The sequence below is a fragment of the Aquisalibacillus elongatus genome (assembly GCF_003843875.1).
GTDB lineage: Bacteria > Bacillota > Bacilli > Bacillales > Alkalibacillaceae > Aquisalibacillus > Aquisalibacillus elongatus.
Map to the genome: position 1 here is coordinate 1 of NZ_RKRF01000001.1, position 20,987 is coordinate 20,987.

Sequence of the window (20,987 nt, forward strand, 5' to 3'; positions counted from 1 at the left end):
TTAACAATTTTTAATTTAAAACTATCACTATATTTTGCCATATGAAAACACCCCAAAAGTTAGATTTTTACTCTAACTTTTGGGGTGCAGTACCTAGATGAGGGGAGATTTTTGGTTTAATTACTCTATTACACGAATTCGTACTTGTCTAACGCCAAATCTAAGGGCGTCAGCTTCGTTTGGCATAAAGATATCAATTCGATTGCCTTTAATGGCGGAACCAGTGTCGCCTGCGATAGCTGTACCATAACCTTCAACCCATACTTTGGAACCTAATGGGATGACATTCGGGTCAACTGCAATAACTTTCCTGTCTGGATTAGCTCTTAAATCAATACCTGTTCTGGTTGTTCCGCTGCATCCATCACAGTATGCAGTGTAAGCTGTAGCTTTGACATACATAGTCTCGCCTTCCTGGCTTGTCTCACTGACTTGCTGAATTTCTTGTTCTTCTTGTTGTTTATTTTCACTTGATTGAGCTTGTTTTGGTTCTGGCTCAATCAATGTAATTTCACCTTTTGGTTTTAAATTACTTTCTGATGTTGATAGAAATTGAACATGATGTTCTTTTGCTCCTAATTGAGTTTCTAATGTTGAACTATGAATCTGAGATGCGTTCAATGGAGAACTAAACATCATTAGTATGCCCAGCAAGACAAGTGTTGCCGTCACACTAAATAATGCACGTTTCATGTCGTACCCTCCATATAATTTGTGTCTAAAGTAGTGGTTAAAAAGAAATGCTCTTCTTTCAACCCTTGTGTAGTATATCAGCTGAATGTCTCAAGTCAATTACAACGCTTGTACAGGAACATGACATTATCATTACAAAAGTCTCAAATTAAAAATGAGTTTATATTCATATTGCATCAATCCTGTGATTGCGGTATTGAGGAAGAGTTATCGAGTTATTTAAGTTTCTATGCTATCTTAAATAGTTGACGAAGGGTTATTGCAAAGTTGTATACTTCTAATAACTAGTCATAGAGATACACACAAAGGTATTGGCAGTGCAATAAAATAGATATAGATACAGTTATCTTAGGAAGGAGATATCATCGTGAGAGTTCTATTAATCAACGGCACAATTGTTGGTGAGAAAACGAAAGTCTTACTTAATGAGGTAAAAAAACAATTAATAGAATATATACCGAGCCACGAGCTACAAAACTTATATCTTGAAGATTATCAAATGGAGTTTGCCGATGGGCGCCCTAAAGAGGCTTACAATGAAGATACTCAAAACCTAATTGAAGCGATTGAAGAGGCTGATGGGTATGTGATCGTATCACCCATTTTTCAGAGATCCATTCCAGGTGTTTTGAAAAATATGTTTGATTTGATTTCCCCAAAAGCTATGCGGTATAAGCCAGTTGCAATTTTGGGTAATGGCGGTACTTATCAGCATCATTTGGTGGTTGAACATCAACTGAAGCCAATTTTGGATTACTTCAGGTGTTTAATGACGCCAAATTACATTTATACGCATACCAATCATTTCTCGCATCAAAATGAGTTAATCGATGAGGATATTTTAAAGCGGATTCAGGAGCTTGCTGGCGTGTTTCATCAATACTTAAAAATGAGTGAAGATATTAAAAATGGCGATGATTTTAGTTTGACTGATTATTAAAAAGTAACTCCTGCGGGTAATCCCGCAGGAGTTACTTAGTGTTTATTCGCCTTTAAACTCAGGTTTTCGCTTGTTTAAGAACGCATCAACGCCTTCTTTATGATCTTCAGTTTGGCGCATTTTAGCTTGTCCTTTCGTCTCTTGATCTAAAATCTCTTCTAAGTGCGGCAACTGTTCGTTGTTAATAATTTTTTTAGATTCAATCATCGCTAATAGTGGTGCTTGAGATAATTTTGTTAAATAACCACTTAATGTTGAATCAAGGTTTTCACAAACGACATCCACCAAGCCTAGTGGCTTCGCTTCTTTTGCTGTCATCATTTGGCCTTCCCAAATAAGTTGCTTAGCTTTAACAGAGCCGACACGTTGCTCCATATAAAAATGCCCGCCACCATCTGGGATGAGCCCTATTCCTATGAAGTTCATTGCAACTTTTGCATCTTCTTTCGCAATGACGTAATCCGCTGCCAAAGCAATGCTTAAACCTAGGCCTGCAGCAGCACCATTTAACGCAGAGATTGTAATTTTTGGCATGGTGAAAAACAATGTACTAACACGCTTAATCTTTTGCATAACATCCTCAAATGCTTTTGGGTCAGAGGATTGCAGCATCGTCTTCATGTCGCCACCTGCTGAAAATGCTTTGCCTTTGCCAGTTAAAACCACAATATTGGATTCATCATTTTGAACTTCTTCTAACACTTCAGCTAATTCATTAAGTAGCTCAACATCCATTGCATTTAAATGGTCTTCGCGGTTTAGTTTAATCGTTGTTACAGGCCCTTCCCTATGTACAAAAACTGTTTTTTCTTCCATTTTGTCACCTCATTTATATTTTTAATTCATTTAGTTGCTTGTAATAGTCAATTGCTTTGAGATATTCTTCTTTTTCCGTATAGACTTCTGCAAGTAATTGTAGTAATTCTTTCATTAATCCGTTTTCACCTATCGTTTTATAGTGTGGCAGGATCACGTTTACACATCTGTCGATAAAATCTTGTTCATGTGTTCGCTTTTGAAGTTGATGTTTTAAAATATAAAAGCGATGGCGAACCTTTGTAAAATTAGTACCTTGTAATAATTCTTCACCTTTTGTAACGTATTCTTGAGCTTTGTCATGCTTGCCTTGTTCGATGAAAACCTTTGCAATGATTAAAGTTGTATGGGCTGTATCATATAAATAGTCATGGTTATTTAAGGCTTCAAATAATAATTCTAATGCGTAGTCTAAGTCTCCTTGTCGATAATAAAGGATCGCCAAATTATGTGTTGCTCGGGAACGTACTTTTGGTGAATCGCCCATTGGTTTTGACTTTAACACTTGGTTAAAATAGGATTTCGATATGTCGTATGCTTCTAAGTTTAAATAATTAATCCCAAATAAGTGATAGCAGTCGGTTACTTTTCGATAAAGTAAATCGTTAGCGTATTGCTCAAGGGCAATGCCGACGTAATAATTTGAATAAATAGGCTTGTTCATTCCCATGTAAGATAGGGCAAGTAAATAATAAATCTCAGGATCTCTTAAGTTATGGTCTTCTAAAATATCTTTTGCTAAGTGAAAGTAATGGTTAGCCTGTTTGGCATTTAAGTGACAGTTATAATAGAACCCTACTATTTTGTAAAAATAAAATAGCTTGCGCTCAGTAAATTCTGTCTCTAACCTTAATAAGTCTTGAAAATTAACTTTAAATTTCTCCGTCGGATTCGTCTTAATTAAGTAGTAAAAATGCATAAGCTCAAAATAGTTCTGTGTATGGATCTCATGAAAAGGCGTTATAATATCATTTAATTCATCGACAATTTCTTTAGCTTGTTCTAAGTAATCAAACGTAATTTGTTTATATAATTGATCAATTTGCCTCTGAATGGTTTGTTCATCATATGATGTTAACTTTTCATAATCCATGTTGAGTCGATTGAATAATAGTTCAATCGTATCTGACTTAGGAACCAATGCACCGCTTTCAATTTTACTTAAATAGGAAACAGAGCACACACCATTTGCAAGATCTTTTTGCGTTAATCCTTGTTTTGTTCGGTAAAATTGTATGATAGAACCAAGATCCATCTTGCATCCCCACTTTCTTAGTCAAATTTTATCATTATTTTGAATAATATAATAGAGTGTTAGATTGACTTATCAATTTTCAACGATTAAGATAAATATAGAAAATAAAATACTAGAATGATGGGGTGTAAACATTTCGGTGTTTACTTAAAAGGGAAGTTCGGTGAAAATCCGACGCGGTCCCGCCACTGTGTATGGGTAGCAACTAATCAACCACTGTCCAATAGATGGGAAGGGGTTAGAAGCTAAGACCCTAAGCCAGGAGACCTGCCTAATCGTTTTAGCTCGTTTTCCTTCGGGGTTAAAGGAACGGCTATGATAGATATGTGATCGTAGTATGGCAGGGTGCCTTCGTTTTCCTAATTCCGGGGAGAACGGAGGCATTTTTTATGGAGAAAGGAAGATTAATATGCAGAAGAAATTATGGCTATTGTTACTAGGAGTAATCCTTGCTGTCGGGTTAACAGCATGCCAAGGTGATCAAGGAGAAGAGGAAACTACCAATCCCGAAGATGATCAAACTGTTGAGGAAGATGGAGAACAAGGGGAAGAAGGATTTGAGTCCGTCACTTTAACGGATAAGACGGATACAGAAGTGACGATTGAAGAAGAACCGGAGACGATCGTATCTGTTCTCCCAAGTGCAACTGAAATCGTTTATGCCGTTGATGCTGGAGACAAGGTTGTCGGAGTCTCACAGTGGGCAAACTATCCAGAGGAAGTTTCAGAGGTTGAAAAAGTCGGTGATCAGCAGCTTAATATTGAAAAAATTGTTTCACTAGATCCCGATTTAGTCGTGGCTGATTTGAATAATGCTGATGACATTGACGCCCTTCGAAATGCAGGGCTGGATGTATTAGTATTAGGTGCTCAAAGCATAGATCAAGTTTATGAAGATATAAAGTTAGTCGGGCAGGCAACCGGTCATACAGGTGAAGCGGAAAATGTCATTGATGACATGCAAACGACTATTGATGACGTTACTACTGGCGTGAGTGACCTAACAGAAGAAGAGAAGAAGCGAGTGTGGGTCGAGGTAGGACCAGAGCTATTCTCAGGTGGTGAAGGTTCATTTATTGATGAGGTAATCGAGTTAGCAGGTGGAGTCAATATTATTGGTGACCAAGAAGGTTGGCCACAAGTCAGTGAAGAAGTGGTGTTAGAAAAAGACCCGGATGTCATTATTACGACTTATGGCTATCATACGGAAGACGCTGTAGATCAAGTGTTAGCACGTGACAATTGGCAAGGTGTCACAGCTATTCAGGAAGAACAGGTCTATGATTTACACAGTGATCTTCTAACTCGTCCGGGACCACGTCTAGCAGATGGTTTAAAAGAACTGGCTGAAACGTTATACCCTGATCTAATGGAATAAAGGACGTTGAATTGTGAATAAGACATCTCATGTTTTATGGGTATGGATTCCTGTTTTTATTGTTATGCTGCTTGCTGTTATGAGCTTATCAGTAACATTAGGGGCAGCTAATATTAGTTGGCAACTCGTGTGGCAAATTATCTTTTCAAAAATTCCTGGTGTTTCCTCATGGATTGATGTTAGTTGGGAATCCAATATTGAAACGATTGTTTGGGATTTACGACTGCCGCGTGTCATACTAGGTGCAATGGTAGGAGCAGCGCTAGCTTTAGCTGGCGCTCTATACCAAGGTGTGCTCCGGAACCCTTTAGCTGATCCGTTTATTTTAGGGGTTTCTTCCGGAGCTTCTTTTGGTGCGGCATTAGTGATCGTATTGGGTGTTAACGTATGGTGGCTAGGTAGCTTTACGCTTCCTGCTGTCGCCTTTCTATTTGGTTTTCTTAGTTTACTCATTGTCTACTATTTGTCTAGAGTTAATCAAAAGGTGCGACTTGAGACGATTATTTTGGCAGGAGTGGTCGTGCAATCATTTGTCGGTGCTTGTTTGTCATTAGTCTTAGCACTTTCAAATGAAAAGTTGCAGACGATTGTGTTTTGGATGATGGGAAGCTTAGCTTTAACTGAATGGGATTATAATCAAATGATTTTCCCGATTATGATTGTGATCAGTATTGTGTCATTGTTCTTTATAAAAGAATTAAATATGTTAGGGCTTGGTGAAGAAGCAGCGCACCACAGTGGGGTTTCAGTACAGCGGACACGGTTCATTTTATTAGTGTTAGCTTCGATTATTACAGGTGCTGCTGTTTCTGTCTCTGGTGCAATCGGTTTTGTTGGGTTAGTCGTCCCACATATTATAAGGTTGCTATTTGGAGCAGATTATCGAGTGATTTTACCTTTATCCATTATTGGCGGCGCGATCTTTTTAGTTGGAGCCGATGCTTTTGCGAGAACGATTATGGCCCCTAGAGAGTTACCATTGGGTGTCATTACAGCATTTCTCGGAGCGCCATTTTTCGGATATTTATTACGTCGAGCAAAGCGCGGTTTTTTCTAATTCACAGCCTATACAGGAGGGCTTTAAATGCTTGAATTACAACAGGTAAGTAAAACGATCGGAGATAAGCAAATTGTTCATGATGTGAGTTTTTCTCTTGATAAAGGAAAAAGCATAGGATTAATTGGCCCAAACGGTGCTGGGAAGTCAACTTTAGTCAAGTTAATCTCAGCTTTAGAGAAACCGAGCAGTGGTTGTATTCATTTTTTCGGAGAAGACGTTCAAAAATGGTCAGTCAAAAAGTTAGCGCAACATATTGCGGTTTTATCCCAAGACGGGCTGGCACCTTATCCTATTACGGTGTACGATGCTGTATTGATGGGGCGCTATCCGCATTTAGGTTTTTTTCAACGAGAAGGAAAAAAAGATCATGAATTGGTTGAAGACGTCCTTGAAACAACAGGTCTTTCCGAGTTTCGCGACCAAATGTTGGATACGCTTAGCGGTGGTGAACGTCAGCGAGTCGCAATCGCGAAAGCCATGGTTCAGCATCCGCAGTTACTCATTTTAGATGAGCCAACGACGTTCTTAGATATCGGTCATCAACGCCAAATCTTAAATTTAGTTCAGAGTTGGCAAAAACGCGAAGGTCTAACGGTGCTTATGGTGTTACACGACTTGAATTTAGCTGCACAATTTTGTGATGAGTTAGTGTTGATGAACCAAGGTGAAATTGTGAATATCGGAACGAGTGAACAAATCATTGCAAGAGAAACGTTGCAATCTGTTTATCAAACAGACCCGGAAATTATCCGTCACCCGAAATCAAATATTCCTCAAATTTTGTTATAATATAAAGAGCTTGTCTAGTATAATGTAGTAGAGAACGAAACAGGAAATGGGGAAATATGAATGATTGAATGGAGAAACCTATACCGCGGTCTTCTTATGGGAGCGAGCGATATTGTCCCAGGTGTCAGTGGCGGTACGATCGCCGTTATCCTCGGTATTTACGAACGATTTATTGAATCAATCAATGATGTTTTTACAAAAAGATGGAAACAAAGCCTTGCATTTTTAATTCCGCTTGCTGTTGGTATTTTATTTGCCATGTGGAGCTTGACGGGGGTTATTAATTGGGCGTTAAAACATTATCCGGATCAGGTCTCATTTTTATTTTTAGGATTAATTGCCGGAGTCATTCCATTCCTAGCCCGGAAGTCGAATTACAAGGAAACATTTGAAAGAACACATTATGTATTATTAGTTGTGGCCATATTACTCGTTGGGTCCATGTTTTTCTTAGAACAAGATCCAGTAGGTGATGCTATTACAACTTTTGATCCAACGACTTACCTTATTCTGTTTTTATCAGGATGGCTCGCCAGCACAGCTATGATTTTACCAGGAATTAGCGGGTCGATGCTATTAGTTTTAGTTGGAATGTATCCGACATTTTCCCATGCCATTCACGAATTTGTATTTGAAGCACTGATTCCACTTGGTTTGGGGATTGCGTTTGGTTTACTCATTATGAGTAAGATTTTGCGCTATCTGTTCCATAAATTTTACTATCAAACTTATGCTTTAATTATCGGCTTAGTCATTGGATCGTTATTCGTTATTTTTCCGGGATTTGATACTGATATGATGATGAATGTACTCAGTATGATTTTCTTAATCATTGGGTTGTTAGTGGCTTATGGATTAGGGAAAATTGAACATTAAAATGTTGTCAGAGCATTGAATTGTAACTCAATTTGATGCTCTTTTTTGTGTCTAAAAAAGAGCAATTTCCGATAAGGGAATTGCTCAAACTAACTTTATTATCTAAACTTGCAGATTTATTCTCTATTTATAGTTTATGAAAAACCGGCTTGCGATCTTTGAAAGTCGAGACATACTTGAATCCAATATCTTTTAACAAATTATAAGCTTCATCAATCCGGTCGCCAACGCGCACAGGTTTGTGAGCGTCTGATCCTACGGTAATAATCTCGCCGCCCATATCATAATAAAGCTGTAAGATATCTTTGCTTGGTAATAATCGGTTCATATTGTATTTGTAGCCTGATGTGTTAATTTCAATGCCTTGTCCGCGTGGGATGATGGTTTTGAAAATCTCTTCTATGACCTCATGGAAGTGGTGCACGCCTTCTTCGTATTTGTAGCGGGTGACGAGATCTAGATGACCTAAAATACTGAAGGCATCATAATCTTTTACGCAATCAAGTAATTCTGTATAGTATTTTTCGTATGCCTCATCAATTGTGTAATCCTCGAAAAGCTTACCAGAGTGTAAATCCTTACGATCAGTCGTATGCATCGATAAAATAATAAAGTCGAAGTGATTGGATTCAGTTAATGTTTTATATGAATCTACTAAATGTGGCTGAATCCCTAATTCAATTCCTTTATGAATGGTCAATCGATCAGCATATTGTTGTTTGACGTCTTGAAAAACTTTTTCATACGCCTCTAAGTCTACATCAAATTCAATCGTTGGGTCTGGGTAATCATAATCGATATGATCGGTTAACGTAATCGATGTTAACCCGCGTTTGATTGCAGCCTCAGCCATGTCTTCCATTCGTGCTTCACAGTCCGCTGAAAATGTTGAGTGCATGTGATTGTCGTGCATGTGATTCTTCCTTTCTGCAAATCTTTAAATCTCATTCTAATACCTTGACAGGATTCTGTACACCCATTAAAATAAACATTATCTTTAATCTGATAAAGTGATAAACAAATAGAGAGATAAAGGAAGTTGATTATGCCATTCGACAAACAATTGCCTCAAGGAGTGTCAGATCTTTACTCTAACGACTACGAAAAAAAAGAATATGTCATAGGCCAAATCAATCAACTCACAAAATTATACGGGTTTAAACCCATTCAAACACCAACATTTGAATATTATGATTTGTTCATGAGCATGCCGAATACATTAGATACAGATCAAATGATTAAATTAATCGATCACGATGGGAAAATTTTAGTGTTGAGGCCTGATGCGACTATTCCGATTGCCAGAATGGTCGCCAGTTCAGCTGATAAAAAGCCGTTTGAAAGGCTATCATATGTTACGAATATATTTAGAATGCAAAATGGTGAGTCCGACGTGTTTTCGCGGTCTTTTACTCAACTAGGGGTTGAGTGTTTTAAAGAGAAAGATGCTTACGTCGATGTAGAAATGATTGTATTAGCCATTGAATCGTTACAAGCAATTGGAGTTGAGCGGTTTCAGATTGATTTAGGTCAGGCTAAATTTTTTCAGTCATTATTGAAAACGATGAACTTAACACCTGCTGATGAGAGACTAATTCAGGAGAAACTAGAGCAGAAAAACGAATCAGAGTTAGAACAAGTTTTAGGCAAATACAAGATTGATAAGAAATCCAAAAACGTTTTGATGCGTCTGACGGATTTATTTGGAAACCCTTTAAGTGTTGTCAACGAAGCTAAATCTTTAGCACTAAACGATGACATGCGTGAAGCGATCTATGAGCTTGAGTGGGTGGTTCAACAATTAGAAGAATTGAATTTAGCAGACTATATTTCAGTTGATCTCGGTCTAGTTAATAACCTTAATTATTACACTGGACTGATGTTCCAAGGGTACGTTCATGGCTTCGGCCGCTCCATTATCCAAGGTGGACGTTATGATCGCTTAACTGAAGAATTCGGGTTGCCAATGGATGCGATAGGTTTTGGGGTCTATATTGACCAGTTAATTGATGTCCTTGAGAAACAACATCATTTTTTAAAACACGAAACCATTCAAGTAGGAGTGCATAGCGAAAAAACAATCGAGGCCTTTCAAGTAGCTCGACAGCTTAGGCAAGCTGGTATGGTTGTCAATTTATTTAGTTACGAAACCGAACTAAACGTCGATCTAGATCAAAAATTAATTCAACTACGCGATGAACACACGCCTTTTGAGTCCACCGAAGATTTAATTGACAAGGTAGGTCATATGTATGGAAAAAATTAAAATTGCACTGACAAAAGGTCGTCTAGCTGAAAAGAGCATTCAGTTGTTTGAAACCATGGGCATTCGTTTTTCAGCTTTTTACGAGGATAGTCGAAAATTAATTATCCCTAGTGATTGTGAAAACTTCGAAGTGATCTTAGTTAAAGCTTTAGACGTGACAACGTATGTTGAAAATGGTGCTGCTGACCTTGGGATTGCAGGAAAAGATACACTTTTAGAAACGAATGCAGACGTTTTTGAAATTGTCGATTTAGGATTTGGGAAGTGCCGCTTTGCAGTAGCTGGCCCTACTCATTTTGATATAAATCAGGCCGTTAAATTATCAGTTGCGACAAAGTACCCCAAAGTGGCATCACAATATTTCAGCGATCAAGGGAAGCAAATTGAAACGATTAAGTTAAACGGATCAGTAGAACTCGCACCGTTAGTCGGATTATCAGATGTCATTGTCGATATTGTTGAAACGGGACGAACTTTAGATGAAAACGGCCTAGAGATTCTTGAGAATATGCATGATATAAGTGCAAGGCTAGTTGCGAATAAAGCTAGTTTTAAAACGAAAAATCAAGCATTGAAACCACTAATCGAAGAAGTAAAAGAAGTTATTGCTGTAAGGCAGGGGTGAAAAACATGCAAATCACGGGAGTGGAAAGAGCAGATATTCCATCCATAAAAACATCGAAAAAAGACCGTGAAAACCAGGATTTACGTGTCATAGACGAGCGAGTTAAAACAATCGTTGAGACGATCAAACAAGAAGGAGAGTCAGCTGTATTTCAATATATAAAGGAACTGGATCAAGCAGAGCTAGATTCTCTTTTCGTTAGTGAGGAGGAAATTGGGCGGGCATTTCAGTCAGTATCAGATGAGATGGTAAACATTCTTGAGGAAGCAAAAGACAACATAGAATCGTATCACCGACTTCAAAAAGAACAATCTTGGTATGAACACCAGAAGCAAGGCATTTGGCTCGGTCAACAAGTGACACCGATTGAGCGCGTAGGCGTTTATGTCCCAGGTGGAAAAGCCGCTTACCCATCAACAGTGTTAATGAATATCCTTCCGGCAAAAGTTGCTGGAGTGAAAGACATTGTCGTTACGACTCCTGCAGGTCAAGATGGGAGCGTCAATCCGATGACGATTGTGGCAGCAAGGATTGCAGGTGCCACACAGATTCTAAAAGTAGGCGGTGCCCACGGCATTGCGACACTTGCTTATGGTACAGAGAATTTGAAGCCTGTTGATAAGATTACGGGTCCCGGAAATGCTTATGTGGCACGCGCAAAAAAATACGTATTTGGAGATGTCGGGATTGATATGATCGCAGGTCCTAGCGAGGTTTGTATTTTAGCTGATGACACTGCGAATCCAGAATATGTCGCAGCTGACCTCTTAGCTCAAGCTGAACACGATGAATTAGCTTCTGCCATTTTAGTTACGACTTCACATGAAATAGCGATTCAAACTCAACTTGAAGTTGATCGTCAATTGGAAGAGCGCAAACGAAAACAAATTTTACAGCAGTCAATTCAACATCAAAGCGCGATATATGTTGTGTCAGATCTAGACGTTGGTTTTGAACTGATTAATGAATTAGCCCCTGAACATTTAGAATTAATGGTCGAAAATCCATTCGAACGATTAGGCAGTGTTCAAAACGCTGGAGCTATATTTTTAGGAGATTATTCCCCTGAACCGTTAGGCGATTATTGGGCTGGTCCTAATCACACGCTTCCGACGAATGGAACTGCTAAGTTTTCATCACCGCTAGGAGTCTACGATTTTATGAAAAAGGCGAGTGTCATTTATTATGATCGGGAAGCGTTAAGCCAAGTGGAACAAAACATTCAACGATTTGCGGAGGAAGAAGGTCTTGACGGACATGCGGCTTCCATTCGTAAACGGTTTGAGTAAGGAGTGATGATCTAATGCGTGAAGCAACGATTAATCGAGAAACAACAGAAACAAAAATTAATTTAACACTAAATATTGATGGTCTGAATCAAACTGAGATCGATACAGGAGTTGGTTTCTTTAATCATATGTTGACGCTATTTGCGGCTCACGGAGCATTTGAGCTTAAGGTGAACGCTGCTGGTGATTTAGATGTCGATTTTCATCATACCGTTGAAGACGTTGGGATTGTGTTAGGGCAAGTGTTCAAAGAAGCCTTAGGTGATAAAAAAGGGATTAAACGATATGCATCAGATTTTACGCCGATGGATGAGTCGTTAAGTTTAGTATCGGTAGATGTTTCTAATAGACCTTATTTAGTTTTTGATGTAGAAGGATTACCTGAAAAAGTAGGATCGTTTGATACCGAGTTAGTGGAAGAATTTTTTAGAGCATTCGTGAATCAAGCGGGTATCACGTTGCATGTTAAATTGATTCACGGACGGAACAGTCACCACATCATTGAATCTATTTTCAAAGGGTTTGGTCGCGTGCTAAATGAAGCAGTCACCGTAGTAGATCCGAATGGTCAAGTGCCATCGACGAAAGGGACGTTATAGATGATTGCCATTATTGATTATGGAGCGGGTAATTTACGAAACGTCAAACACGCACTAAATCTTTTAGAATTAGAGTCTTTTATAACGAATCAACCTGATGATTTAAGCCGAGCGAATGGCATGATTTTACCTGGTGTAGGCGCTTTTGGCCATGCGATGGACCGTTTGCGTGAGAAGGGTTTTGATCAAAAAATCGTTGAGGAAGTTGCCAATGGTAAACCATTACTTGGCATTTGTTTAGGCATGCAGTTGTTATTTGATAAAAGTTATGAGCACGGTGAACATGAAGGGTTAGGTATAATTCCAGGAGAAATTGTTCGATTTAATACGGATTTAAAAGTTCCTCATATGGGATGGAATCAGCTAGAAACAGAGAATCACTACAAAAATCATCCCATGGTGCGTGGCATTCAAGACGGTGATTATGTCTATTTCGTTCATTCCTTTTTTGCTAAAGCGAATAACGAACAAGACGTGTTGTTTAAAACAGATTATGGTCAGCGTTTTACATCGGCTGTATTGCGCGACCATGTTGTGGGAATGCAATTTCATCCAGAGAAAAGTTCAAAAGTCGGTATGCAATTATTGAAAAACTTCGGGGAGATGGTGAGTCGTGAACATATTTCCAGCAATTGATATTCGAAATCAACAAAGCGTCCGATTACTTCAAGGCGATTATGATCAGGAAACTCAGTACGGCAACCCAGTTGAAATGGCGAAACGGTGGATACGCGAAGGCGCAACGTATTTACACATAGTCGATTTAGATGCTGCTAAAGGTGATTCATCTAATAATTTAAAAGTCATACAAACGATTGCCGACGAAGTTGACGTGCCCATTCAGGTTGGTGGAGGCATTCGGTCAGAGGAACGGATTAAAGCGTTATTAGACATTGGTGTTGAACGAGTTATTTTAGGAACGGCTGCTGTAAAGGAACCTGACTTTGTTAAACGGTCTGTGGCTAAGTTTGGAAGTCAGGTCGTGGTTTCAATAGATGCTAGAGATGGTTATGTTGCAACAGATGGCTGGATGGAAACATCGACTTTAAGGGCGTTAGATTTCGTAAAAGAGCTAGAGTCAGCAGGTGTTCAAACGATCGTTTATACAGACATATCAAAAGACGGCATGCTTCAAGGCCCAAACTTGAGCGAGTTAAATTATATGAATGATGCAACGTCCATAGATGTCATTGCATCAGGCGGTGTCACAAGTCTAGATGATATTCAAGCTCTGAGCGGAATGGGAATCTACGGCGCTATCATCGGAAAGGCCTTGTACGAAGGAAAAATTGACCTTAAAGCCGTGATGGAGGAAGTTTAATGTTAGCCAAACGAATTATTCCATGTCTCGACGTTCGTGATGGGCGAGTCGTAAAAGGGACTCAATTTCAAAATATCCAAGATGTCGATGACCCAGTGGTTTTAGGGAAGCAATATAGTGAACTAGGGGCAGATGAATTGGTGTTTTATGATATTACAGCTTCGCATGAGAAGCGGTCGATCTTTTTAGATGTCGTCGAGCGTGTTGCAGAGGAAGTGCATATTCCATTTACCGTTGGAGGGGGCATTGCGACGGTTGATGATTTTCGAACCGTTCTTAAGGCTGGTGCCGATAAAGTGTCGGTCAACAGTGCCGCTGTGCGAAACCCGGGTTTAATTAATCTAGCATCTGAGCGATTCGGTGATCAATGTGTTGTGTTATCCATTGATACGAAGTTTGTAAATGGTCAGTGGAACGTATTTGTCCAAGGTGGCAGAAAAGATACAGGGCTTGAACTGTTTGAGTGGGCTCGTGAAGGTGTTCAGCGTGGCGCAGGTGAGATTGTACTAAACGTTATGAATGCTGATGGTGTTAAAACAGGTTATGACGTTGAGGTGACCGGGCAATTAGCACAAACAGTCAATGTGCCTGTTGTAGCCTCGGGTGGCGCAGGAAAAAACGAACATTTTCTAGATGTGTTAAAAAATGGAGCAGATGCAGCTCTAGCAGCGTCCGTTTTCCACTTTGGAGAAATTGAGATTCAAGACTTAAAACAATTTTTATCGAATGAGGATTTACCAATAAGGTTAGGGTGATCATATGAATTTTAACGAAGACGGTTTAATTCCAGCTATTGTGCAGGATTATAAAACAGGCGACGTGCTCATGCTCGCGTATATGAACGATGAAGCATTACAGAAGACAAAAGAAACGAAAACATCTTGGTTTTATAGCCGGAGCAGACAAGAACTTTGGAATAAAGGAGCAACTTCTGGCAATACCCAAACAGTGAAACAAATAAGCTACGATTGCGATGAAGATACGATATTGCTTCAAGTGGAACCAAAAGGGCCCGCTTGTCACACAGGAGAGAAGAGCTGTTTTTATAGAGACTTTGACATCGGTGAAGAGCCGTCATTTAAGCGTGAAGTCGTGCATCAAATATTTGAGTCGATTTTAGATCGTCGTGAATATCCTAAAGAAGGCTCTTATACGAATTATTTATTCGATGAAGGCGTGGATAAAATTTTAAAGAAGGTTGGCGAAGAAGCGAGTGAAGTGATCATCGGTGCAAAAAACAATGACGATGAAAACTTAGCCATGGAAATCGCAGACCTCACTTATCATATTTTAGTGTTATTAGCGGAGAAAGACTTGCCAATCGAGCGCGTGAAAGAGGAGTTAACAAAACGAGTGAAAGGGGACTAATCATGAGTAAGTTCTGGAGCAGCACGGTTCGAAAGACGAAGCCTTACGTGCCAGGGGAACAGCCTAAGGAGACGGATGTTATTAAGTTAAATACGAACGAAAATCCTTATCCGCCATCGCCTAAAGCGTTGGAGGCTATGCAAAATGAAATCGGAGATGATTTGCGTAAATACCCAAGCCCAACCGTCGATACGTTGAAAAACGTCATTGCTAATCGAGAGGGTGTGGCGCCCAAAAACGTATTTGTCGGGAATGGTTCTGATGAAGTATTAGCCTTTGCGTTTCAAGCGTTTTTCGAGCACAATGAAGCGATTAAGTTTCCAGACATTACGTATAGTTTTTACCCCGTGTATGCCAAGTTGTATGACATTCCATATCAAACGGTTCCATTGAACGACGATTTTTCTATAAATGTTGACGGTATGTGTAATTCCATTGGTGGCGTGATCTTTCCGAACCCCAATGCACCAACAGGTCTCGCACTTTCTTTAAATGATATCGAAAAGGTGATTCAAGGCAACCCGAACCAAGTCGTCATCATCGACGAAGCGTATGTCGCTTTTGGCGCGGAAACAGCTGCTCCTTTAACGAAAAAATACCCAAACGTCCTCATTACGCGCACGTTATCGAAATCACACGCCCTCGCCGGCATACGACTAGGATATGCAATTGGGAGTCCAGAACTCATTGAAGGGCTTGAACGTATTAAAAATTCGTTTAACTCTTACACGATTAATCGTGTCACATTAGCTGGGGCTGAAGCGGCGTTGCAGGATGATGGCTATTATAGTGAAGTAATTGAACGAGTTGTAAATACAAGAGAGTGGACCCGATATGAGCTTCAACAAAAAGGGTTTGAAGTCTTACCTTCTAGTGCCAATTTTCTTTTTTGTAAACCGACTGAAATCCAAGCTCGTGAACTTTATGAAAAACTTAAAAACTCTAAGATTTACATTAGATATTTTGATAACTTAGAAGACTATATCCGAATTTCTATTGGAACAGAAGAGGAAATGCAGGCATTGGTAGATCATATCAAACAAAAGGTCAGCGCTAAATGATTGCGCTGACCATTATTATTTAATCTAAGTCAATCGTTATTTCTTCTAGTTCAATAACCTCTTGCGGTTCATCACTGTTTATTGAGCGTGACATACTACCATCTTCATTGTTGTTATCAGCCATTGAGAGTTGAAGTGTAGGTTTAATGATTAATTTTGTTGCTTCTGGATTTTTATCTAACATGCCAATGTAAGATCGGTTTTTATCACCTCGGTCAATCTTATTTTCCCATTCATACTCGTTTCCTAAATTATCATAAACCGTGAAATTCATAATTTTAAAATCCCATTGCTCAAAGGTGTCATCTTTAATACTATAATCGAAATATAATATGGAATTCATTGGTGTCTGTACTAATTGATCCATATTTACTTCTACATTTTCTGTTTCTAATTGATGATCTAAATCCATGATATTATTATCAGTAGTTTTTATAGGGATCTTGAAGTACCAATCTCCATGAATGTTATTCTGATGGTCCAGAGTCACGCTATAAGGCTCCCAAACAATATATGACTCATCTATATAATTTTGAGAGTGTGACAGTGTAGCCATACCAACATATGTGTTCTTAGTTAATCTAGTTATGTTTAAGTCCATTAGTCCTCCGTAATGTAAAAATCCTGGTTCTCCCACAATTTTTGGGTTAGGACCTAATTCTTTTTCACTTTGTATTTGAAAGGTTAAAAATGCTGTTCTTCCGTCATAAACGATTTCATCAATGGTAAATTCAATACCACTGCTATAAGCTACTTGATTAACGTCTGTGGCGTTTTCCTGGTAATCCTCGGCTTCTTCACCCATAAAAAAACTAAAAACATTACTAAACCCAGGTATGTCTATAGCTTGAGAGGTTAAAGATACCCCTAAAAATAATAAGCTAAATGTCATAGCTATGGCTACTATCTGTTTTTTCCATTTAAAGCTTTTACGCTGTTGTTGAATTTGTTGTCTAAGAGAATTTTTAAGTCTTCTTTTTTCTAATTCACTAGCCTCGATTTCATCAATTTCATTTATATTGATGTCGATATGATTGAGGAGATCATAAACATTTTTCATAGAACATTCCCTCCTAATTCGAACTTATTAATTTCTCCGGATAACTTCTTTTTACCTCGATATATGCGATTGTCCACGGACGTTATGGATAAATCTAAAGCTTGGGCAATCTCTTTTGAACTTTCATCAAAGTAATATTTACGAATTAAAATTTCTTTATCGATTGGCTTTAATTGATTGAGTAAATTTATTAAATCTTGATTATTTTCCATTTCAACATATGAATCCTCAGGAGATTGGCTATGCGAATGGTTGATTTGTTCAACAGGAATATCTTGATTATTAGAAGCCTTTCTGTAAAAATCGACAGCTTTAAACTTAGCAATGGCACAAATCCATTTCTCAAAATCAACCTTTTGCCCCTTAAACTTTTTAGAGTTGTTCCAAATAGATAAGAAAATATCATTTATACATTCATCGAGTAACGATTGCTGGTTGATAGGAGAGAGTACTTTGTAGGTAATCCCTTTAATTAATGGAAGGTATTGATCCACAATGTACTCCAGAGCTTGTTCGTTTTGCTTTTTCAATTGTTTAATGAAATTCTTCTCAGTAATCTCCATTTCTTCAAACCCCTTTTACAAAAATTCCATGCATGGAAAAAGCGTTTCTTATCCTATATAACGAAGAATAAGTAAAAATCTCTCAAAAAATTTATCAGTATAATTTAATTGTACCAATTTTTTGAAATAAGTAAGGAAGAAACTTAGGGAACGTAGAGAACAAAAAATTAACCAACTAGCTAGAACTAGTTGGTTAATTTATTTCAAACATTTATTCTAATGGCTCCCAATCATAACTTGAACTTTGGATTATGTCATAAAGTTCATTGACCTGATCAACTTCATGGTGATACCCACCTGCAATTTGTAATCGGTTTTCTCCTAACATTATGAAATATGTCTCTGAATTGCTAGTTTTAATACCTATGGTGTAATCGAATTTTGGAGGGTTATTTACTTTTTGTAGTTGCATATCAGAGGGTTTAGTTATAATATCATGAATCACCTGTTGGTCGTTAGTGCGGAATTGCTTGTTGTTTCGTATATCTTCAATCTCGATCTCTTGAATGTCGTCTTCATTTACTAGAGTTGATATTTCATTACCATATGTCGTTTGATTTGCTTGATTGACAAAAATAAAAGTCGCTCCAATTAAGATGACGAGTATGATTAAGATTATCCACCTTTTTCTCAATGCCGAACACCTTCCTTAATAGTCAGTCCGATCTTTCAATAATAAATATAAGATAACAATTAAAATAATAAAGTTAGCTAATTGAAACATGCCAGATAGGTCGCTGTGTGAAAAGACCTGTTGGATTAACGGAACTTGATAGAGTAAAAATCCTAATATTAATGAACCTAAAACAATTAAAAATGTGTATAGCATAATGACTCCCTTTAATTAACATTTTTAGTCTATTTTATCACAAAATATTATGAATATTATAAAAAGCAGTTCAATCAGAGTTGAACTGCTTTTTAGTTAATTATTTTCTTTATTTTTAATAAGCCTTAGTGCATTCAGTGTTACAAGCAATGTCGCGCCCATATCTGCTAAGATAGCGATCCATAATGTTAGCCATCCCGGGATGACAAGTAAAAGGGCGAGGACTTTTAAGCCTAAGGCAAAGCCAATGTTTTGTTTAATAATGTTTAGGGTGCGGCGACTTAGACGAACGGTAAATGGTAGTTTGTTTAAGTCGTCTCCCATTAAGGCAATGTCTGCGGTTTCGAGTGCTGTGTCGGTACCAGCACTGCCCATGGCGATCCCGACATCAGCTGTTGCGAGGGCTGGTGCGTCATTGACGCCATCACCGACCATGGCAACCTTCCCGTATTTTTGACTGAGTTGTTTAATTTCAGTTTGTTTATCTTTTGGCAGCAATTGTGATAAATATTCTTTGATGCCAACTTGCTCAGAGATTGAGCGAGCTGTTTTCGCATTGTCACCTGTTAATAAGATGGAATGGTCCATGCCTAATTTGTGCAATTCGCCTACCATATCCTTAGACATGTCACGAACTGCATCGGCAATGGCAATTAAGCCTATGATTTGATCATTTTCACTCATCAATACGACCGTGTGACCCTGTTCTTGTAACGCCTCTACTTCATGTTGCGTTGAAGGACCAAGATTAAACATGTCTGGACTCCCTATTTGATAGCGTGAGCCGTTAATCGTTCCGACGATGCCTTTGCCGGTTACAGATTGAAAATCCTTGACTTCATAAGAAGATAGGTCAAATTGTTCGGCATAATGAATGACTGCCTGAGCAAGCGGGTGCTGAGATTGTTGTTCAAGACTGCTCGCGATGGAAAACCATTCATGATCACTGAGCAGAGATAAGTTTTGATAACGTTGCACTACAGGTCTTCCTTGTGTAATCGTTCCTGTTTTATCAAAGGCAATGGCATTAATATTGCCCAACGTTTCAAGGTAGGCGCCACCTTTGACTAACACACCATTTCGTGCAGCACTTCCGATAGCCGTCACGATTGCGACAGGTGTTGACACGACTAGGGCACAAGGACAGCCAACAACTAATACAGCTAAACCTTGATATAGCCAAACCTCAAAACTTGCACCCAATAATAATGGAGGCAAGGTTGCAACGCCTAGCGCCATTAGCATAATCAAAGGCGTATAATATTGTGCGAAACGGTCTACAAATTGTTGAGCAGGTGCCTTTTCGTTTTGAGCTTCTTCTACTAGGTGAATAATTTTAGCTAACGTAGTGTCCTTAACAAGTTTCGTGACTTTGATTTCTAGATAACCTTCTTCGTTTAACGTACCAGCGAAAACGTCATCGTTGATCGCTTTATAAACTGGAACAGACTCACCTGTAATGGCTGCCTGATTAATGGACGATTCACCCTTAGCGACAACACCGTCAACCGGAATTTTCTCACCTGGTTTAACAATCACGATATCGTTAACTTGAATATCATCGACGTGAACTTCTTGCTTTTCACCGTGACGCATAACAAATGCGGTTTTCGGCGCAATGCCCATCAATGATTTAATGGAGTTTCGGGCTTTATCCATACTATAAGACTCAAGGGCTTCACTAATCGCAAATAAGATCACAACAGCGGCACCTTCAATCCATTCACCGATTAGTGCTGCACCAATAACTGCAATCGTCATCAGCGTTTTCATATCAAATCGTAATTTAATGGGGTTTTGAAAACCTGCTATGAAGAGGCGGTGCCCTCCAATGACGATCGAGGCAATAAAAGAACCGATTGTCACAGGATGCTCTTCTCCAAGTTGGAAGAAAAGACCAATCCCTAGCGCTAATAAGATTAACGAGCCAACGACATTTCCGTTTTCTTTAACATAACCCCAAAGTGTTTTTCTCGGAGTTTCTTCAAATTCTTGGGTCACTTTTAAATTTTCAAACGAACCAGCACGTTCGAGCTCTTCAATTGTTGCTGAGCCTTCGACCGTGATTTTTGAAGCACCGAAATTAACGTCGGCATTTTTGACCGTCGAAATTTCTTTAACATTGCTTTCGAATGTTTTCGCGCAGTTGGCACAAGACATGCCTTGAACGTAAAAACTTTGCTCTGTATCGGACATAGT

General features: G+C 38.7%; 23 protein-coding genes and 1 riboswitch. Of the genes, 14 read left to right on the plus strand and 9 right to left on the minus strand.

The features are described 5' to 3' along the window. Positions 1–120 precede the first annotated feature (120 nt). Entirely contained in the window at positions 121–693 is a 573-nt protein-coding gene (locus EDC24_RS15465; RefSeq protein ID WP_124218842.1) for a 3D domain-containing protein, read from the minus strand. 367 nt (positions 694–1,060) lie between these two features. On the opposite strand from EDC24_RS15465, the gene EDC24_RS00010 reads away from it, so the two are divergent. Beyond that, positions 1,061–1,633 carry an NADPH-dependent FMN reductase gene (locus EDC24_RS00010; RefSeq protein WP_124218843.1) on the plus strand — a complete coding sequence of 191 codons (573 nt, stop codon included), beginning with the start codon at positions 1,061–1,063 and terminating at the stop codon, positions 1,631–1,633. Between the two features lie 42 nt (positions 1,634–1,675). Here EDC24_RS00010 and EDC24_RS00015 read toward each other — a convergent pair whose 3' ends face one another. Together EDC24_RS00015 and EDC24_RS00020 are read right to left on the minus strand one after the other, a co-directional pair. Next, a complete protein-coding gene (locus tag EDC24_RS00015) occupies positions 1,676–2,449 on the minus strand; it encodes an enoyl-CoA hydratase (protein WP_124218844.1) in 774 nt (257 codons plus the stop codon). 13 nt (positions 2,450–2,462) lie between these two features. Further along, positions 2,463–3,704 (minus strand): helix-turn-helix transcriptional regulator, encoded by a 1,242-nt coding sequence (locus EDC24_RS00020; RefSeq protein WP_124218845.1) that lies wholly within the window; start codon positions 3,702–3,704, stop codon positions 2,463–2,465. A gap of 106 nt (positions 3,705–3,810) precedes the next feature. Then, positions 3,811–3,993: riboswitch (cobalamin riboswitch) on the plus strand. 120 nt (positions 3,994–4,113) lie between these two features. On the opposite strand from EDC24_RS00020, the gene EDC24_RS00025 reads away from it, so the two are divergent. Genes EDC24_RS00025 through EDC24_RS00040 form a run of 4 tightly spaced genes read left to right on the plus strand, consistent with a single transcriptional unit; the run spans position 4,114 to position 7,807 of the window. Next, positions 4,114–5,082: an ABC transporter substrate-binding protein gene (locus EDC24_RS00025; RefSeq protein WP_170158423.1), complete on the plus strand. Its 969-nt coding sequence runs from the start codon at positions 4,114–4,116 to the stop codon at positions 5,080–5,082. Positions 5,083–5,095: 13 nt separating this feature from the next. Continuing rightward, positions 5,096–6,139: a FecCD family ABC transporter permease gene (locus EDC24_RS00030; RefSeq protein WP_245997916.1), complete on the plus strand. Its 1,044-nt coding sequence runs from the start codon at positions 5,096–5,098 to the stop codon at positions 6,137–6,139. A 27-nt stretch (positions 6,140–6,166) separates the two neighbouring features. After that, positions 6,167–6,931, plus strand: a complete 765-nt coding sequence (locus EDC24_RS00035) for an ABC transporter ATP-binding protein (protein WP_124218847.1) — start codon at positions 6,167–6,169, stop codon at positions 6,929–6,931. Positions 6,932–6,991: 60 nt separating this feature from the next. Next, positions 6,992–7,807: a DUF368 domain-containing protein gene (locus EDC24_RS00040; protein WP_124218848.1), complete on the plus strand. Its 816-nt coding sequence runs from the start codon at positions 6,992–6,994 to the stop codon at positions 7,805–7,807. Positions 7,808–7,934: 127 nt separating this feature from the next. Here the strand turns inward: EDC24_RS00040 and EDC24_RS00045 are convergent, their stop codons facing one another. Then, positions 7,935–8,720: a histidinol-phosphatase HisJ family protein gene (locus EDC24_RS00045; RefSeq protein WP_124218849.1), complete on the minus strand. Its 786-nt coding sequence runs from the start codon at positions 8,718–8,720 to the stop codon at positions 7,935–7,937. A 132-nt stretch (positions 8,721–8,852) separates the two neighbouring features. Between EDC24_RS00045 and hisZ the strand changes: the two genes are divergently transcribed. The 9 genes from hisZ to hisC are packed head-to-tail and all read left to right on the plus strand — an operon-like array spanning position 8,853 to position 16,336. After that, positions 8,853–10,073 (plus strand): ATP phosphoribosyltransferase regulatory subunit, encoded by a 1,221-nt coding sequence (hisZ, locus tag EDC24_RS00050; protein WP_124218850.1) that lies wholly within the window; start codon positions 8,853–8,855, stop codon positions 10,071–10,073. Then, entirely contained in the window at positions 10,060–10,698 is a 639-nt protein-coding gene (gene hisG, locus EDC24_RS00055; protein ID WP_124218851.1) for an ATP phosphoribosyltransferase, read from the plus strand. The genes hisZ and hisG overlap by 14 nt, the downstream gene beginning before the upstream one ends. A 5-nt stretch (positions 10,699–10,703) precedes the next feature. After that, the gene (hisD, locus tag EDC24_RS00060; RefSeq protein ID WP_124218852.1) at positions 10,704–11,987 is read left to right on the plus strand and encodes a histidinol dehydrogenase; all 1,284 of its coding nucleotides are present in this window, start codon (positions 10,704–10,706) and stop codon (positions 11,985–11,987) included. Positions 11,988–12,001: 14 nt separating this feature from the next. Then, positions 12,002–12,586, plus strand: a complete 585-nt coding sequence (hisB, locus tag EDC24_RS00065) for an imidazoleglycerol-phosphate dehydratase HisB (protein WP_124218853.1) — start codon at positions 12,002–12,004, stop codon at positions 12,584–12,586. After that, positions 12,587–13,222 (plus strand): imidazole glycerol phosphate synthase subunit HisH, encoded by a 636-nt coding sequence (hisH, locus tag EDC24_RS00070; protein WP_124218854.1) that lies wholly within the window; start codon positions 12,587–12,589, stop codon positions 13,220–13,222. Continuing rightward, the gene (hisA, locus tag EDC24_RS00075) at positions 13,200–13,907 is read left to right on the plus strand and encodes a 1-(5-phosphoribosyl)-5-[(5-phosphoribosylamino)methylideneamino]imidazole-4-carboxamide isomerase (RefSeq protein ID WP_124218855.1); all 708 of its coding nucleotides are present in this window, start codon (positions 13,200–13,202) and stop codon (positions 13,905–13,907) included. The genes hisH and hisA overlap by 23 nt, the downstream gene beginning before the upstream one ends. Beyond that, the gene (gene hisF, locus EDC24_RS00080) at positions 13,907–14,662 is read left to right on the plus strand and encodes an imidazole glycerol phosphate synthase subunit HisF (RefSeq protein ID WP_124218856.1); all 756 of its coding nucleotides are present in this window, start codon (positions 13,907–13,909) and stop codon (positions 14,660–14,662) included. The genes hisA and hisF overlap by 1 nt, the downstream gene beginning before the upstream one ends. A gap of 4 nt (positions 14,663–14,666) precedes the next feature. Next, complete coding sequence (gene hisIE, locus EDC24_RS00085) at positions 14,667–15,275, plus strand: bifunctional phosphoribosyl-AMP cyclohydrolase/phosphoribosyl-ATP diphosphatase HisIE (RefSeq protein ID WP_124218857.1); 609 nt, start codon at positions 14,667–14,669, stop codon at positions 15,273–15,275. 2 nt (positions 15,276–15,277) lie between these two features. Beyond that, complete coding sequence (gene hisC / locus EDC24_RS00090; RefSeq protein ID WP_124218858.1) at positions 15,278–16,336, plus strand: histidinol-phosphate transaminase; 1,059 nt, start codon at positions 15,278–15,280, stop codon at positions 16,334–16,336. Positions 16,337–16,355: 19 nt separating this feature from the next. Here the strand turns inward: hisC and EDC24_RS00095 are convergent, their stop codons facing one another. The 5 genes from EDC24_RS00095 to EDC24_RS00115 all read right to left on the minus strand — a co-directional run bounded on the left by EDC24_RS00095 (position 16,356) and on the right by EDC24_RS00115 (position 20,984). Beyond that, positions 16,356–17,396 carry a DUF4179 domain-containing protein gene (locus tag EDC24_RS00095; RefSeq protein ID WP_124218859.1) on the minus strand — a complete coding sequence of 347 codons (1,041 nt, stop codon included), beginning with the start codon at positions 17,394–17,396 and terminating at the stop codon, positions 16,356–16,358. Then, the gene (locus EDC24_RS00100; protein ID WP_124218860.1) at positions 17,393–17,959 is read right to left on the minus strand and encodes a sigma-70 family RNA polymerase sigma factor; all 567 of its coding nucleotides are present in this window, start codon (positions 17,957–17,959) and stop codon (positions 17,393–17,395) included. The genes EDC24_RS00095 and EDC24_RS00100 overlap by 4 nt, the downstream gene beginning before the upstream one ends. 211 nt (positions 17,960–18,170) lie before the next feature. Further along, positions 18,171–18,593, minus strand: a complete 423-nt coding sequence (locus tag EDC24_RS00105; RefSeq protein ID WP_124218861.1) for a hypothetical protein — start codon at positions 18,591–18,593, stop codon at positions 18,171–18,173. A 15-nt stretch (positions 18,594–18,608) separates the two neighbouring features. Continuing rightward, on the minus strand, positions 18,609–18,788 hold the full coding sequence (locus EDC24_RS00110; protein WP_124218862.1) for a hypothetical protein: 180 nt from the start codon (positions 18,786–18,788) through the stop codon (positions 18,609–18,611). A 96-nt stretch (positions 18,789–18,884) separates the two neighbouring features. Further along, positions 18,885–20,984, minus strand: coding sequence for a heavy metal translocating P-type ATPase (locus EDC24_RS00115; RefSeq protein WP_124218863.1), 2,100 nt, complete (start codon positions 20,982–20,984; stop codon positions 18,885–18,887). Positions 20,985–20,987 lie beyond the last annotated feature (3 nt).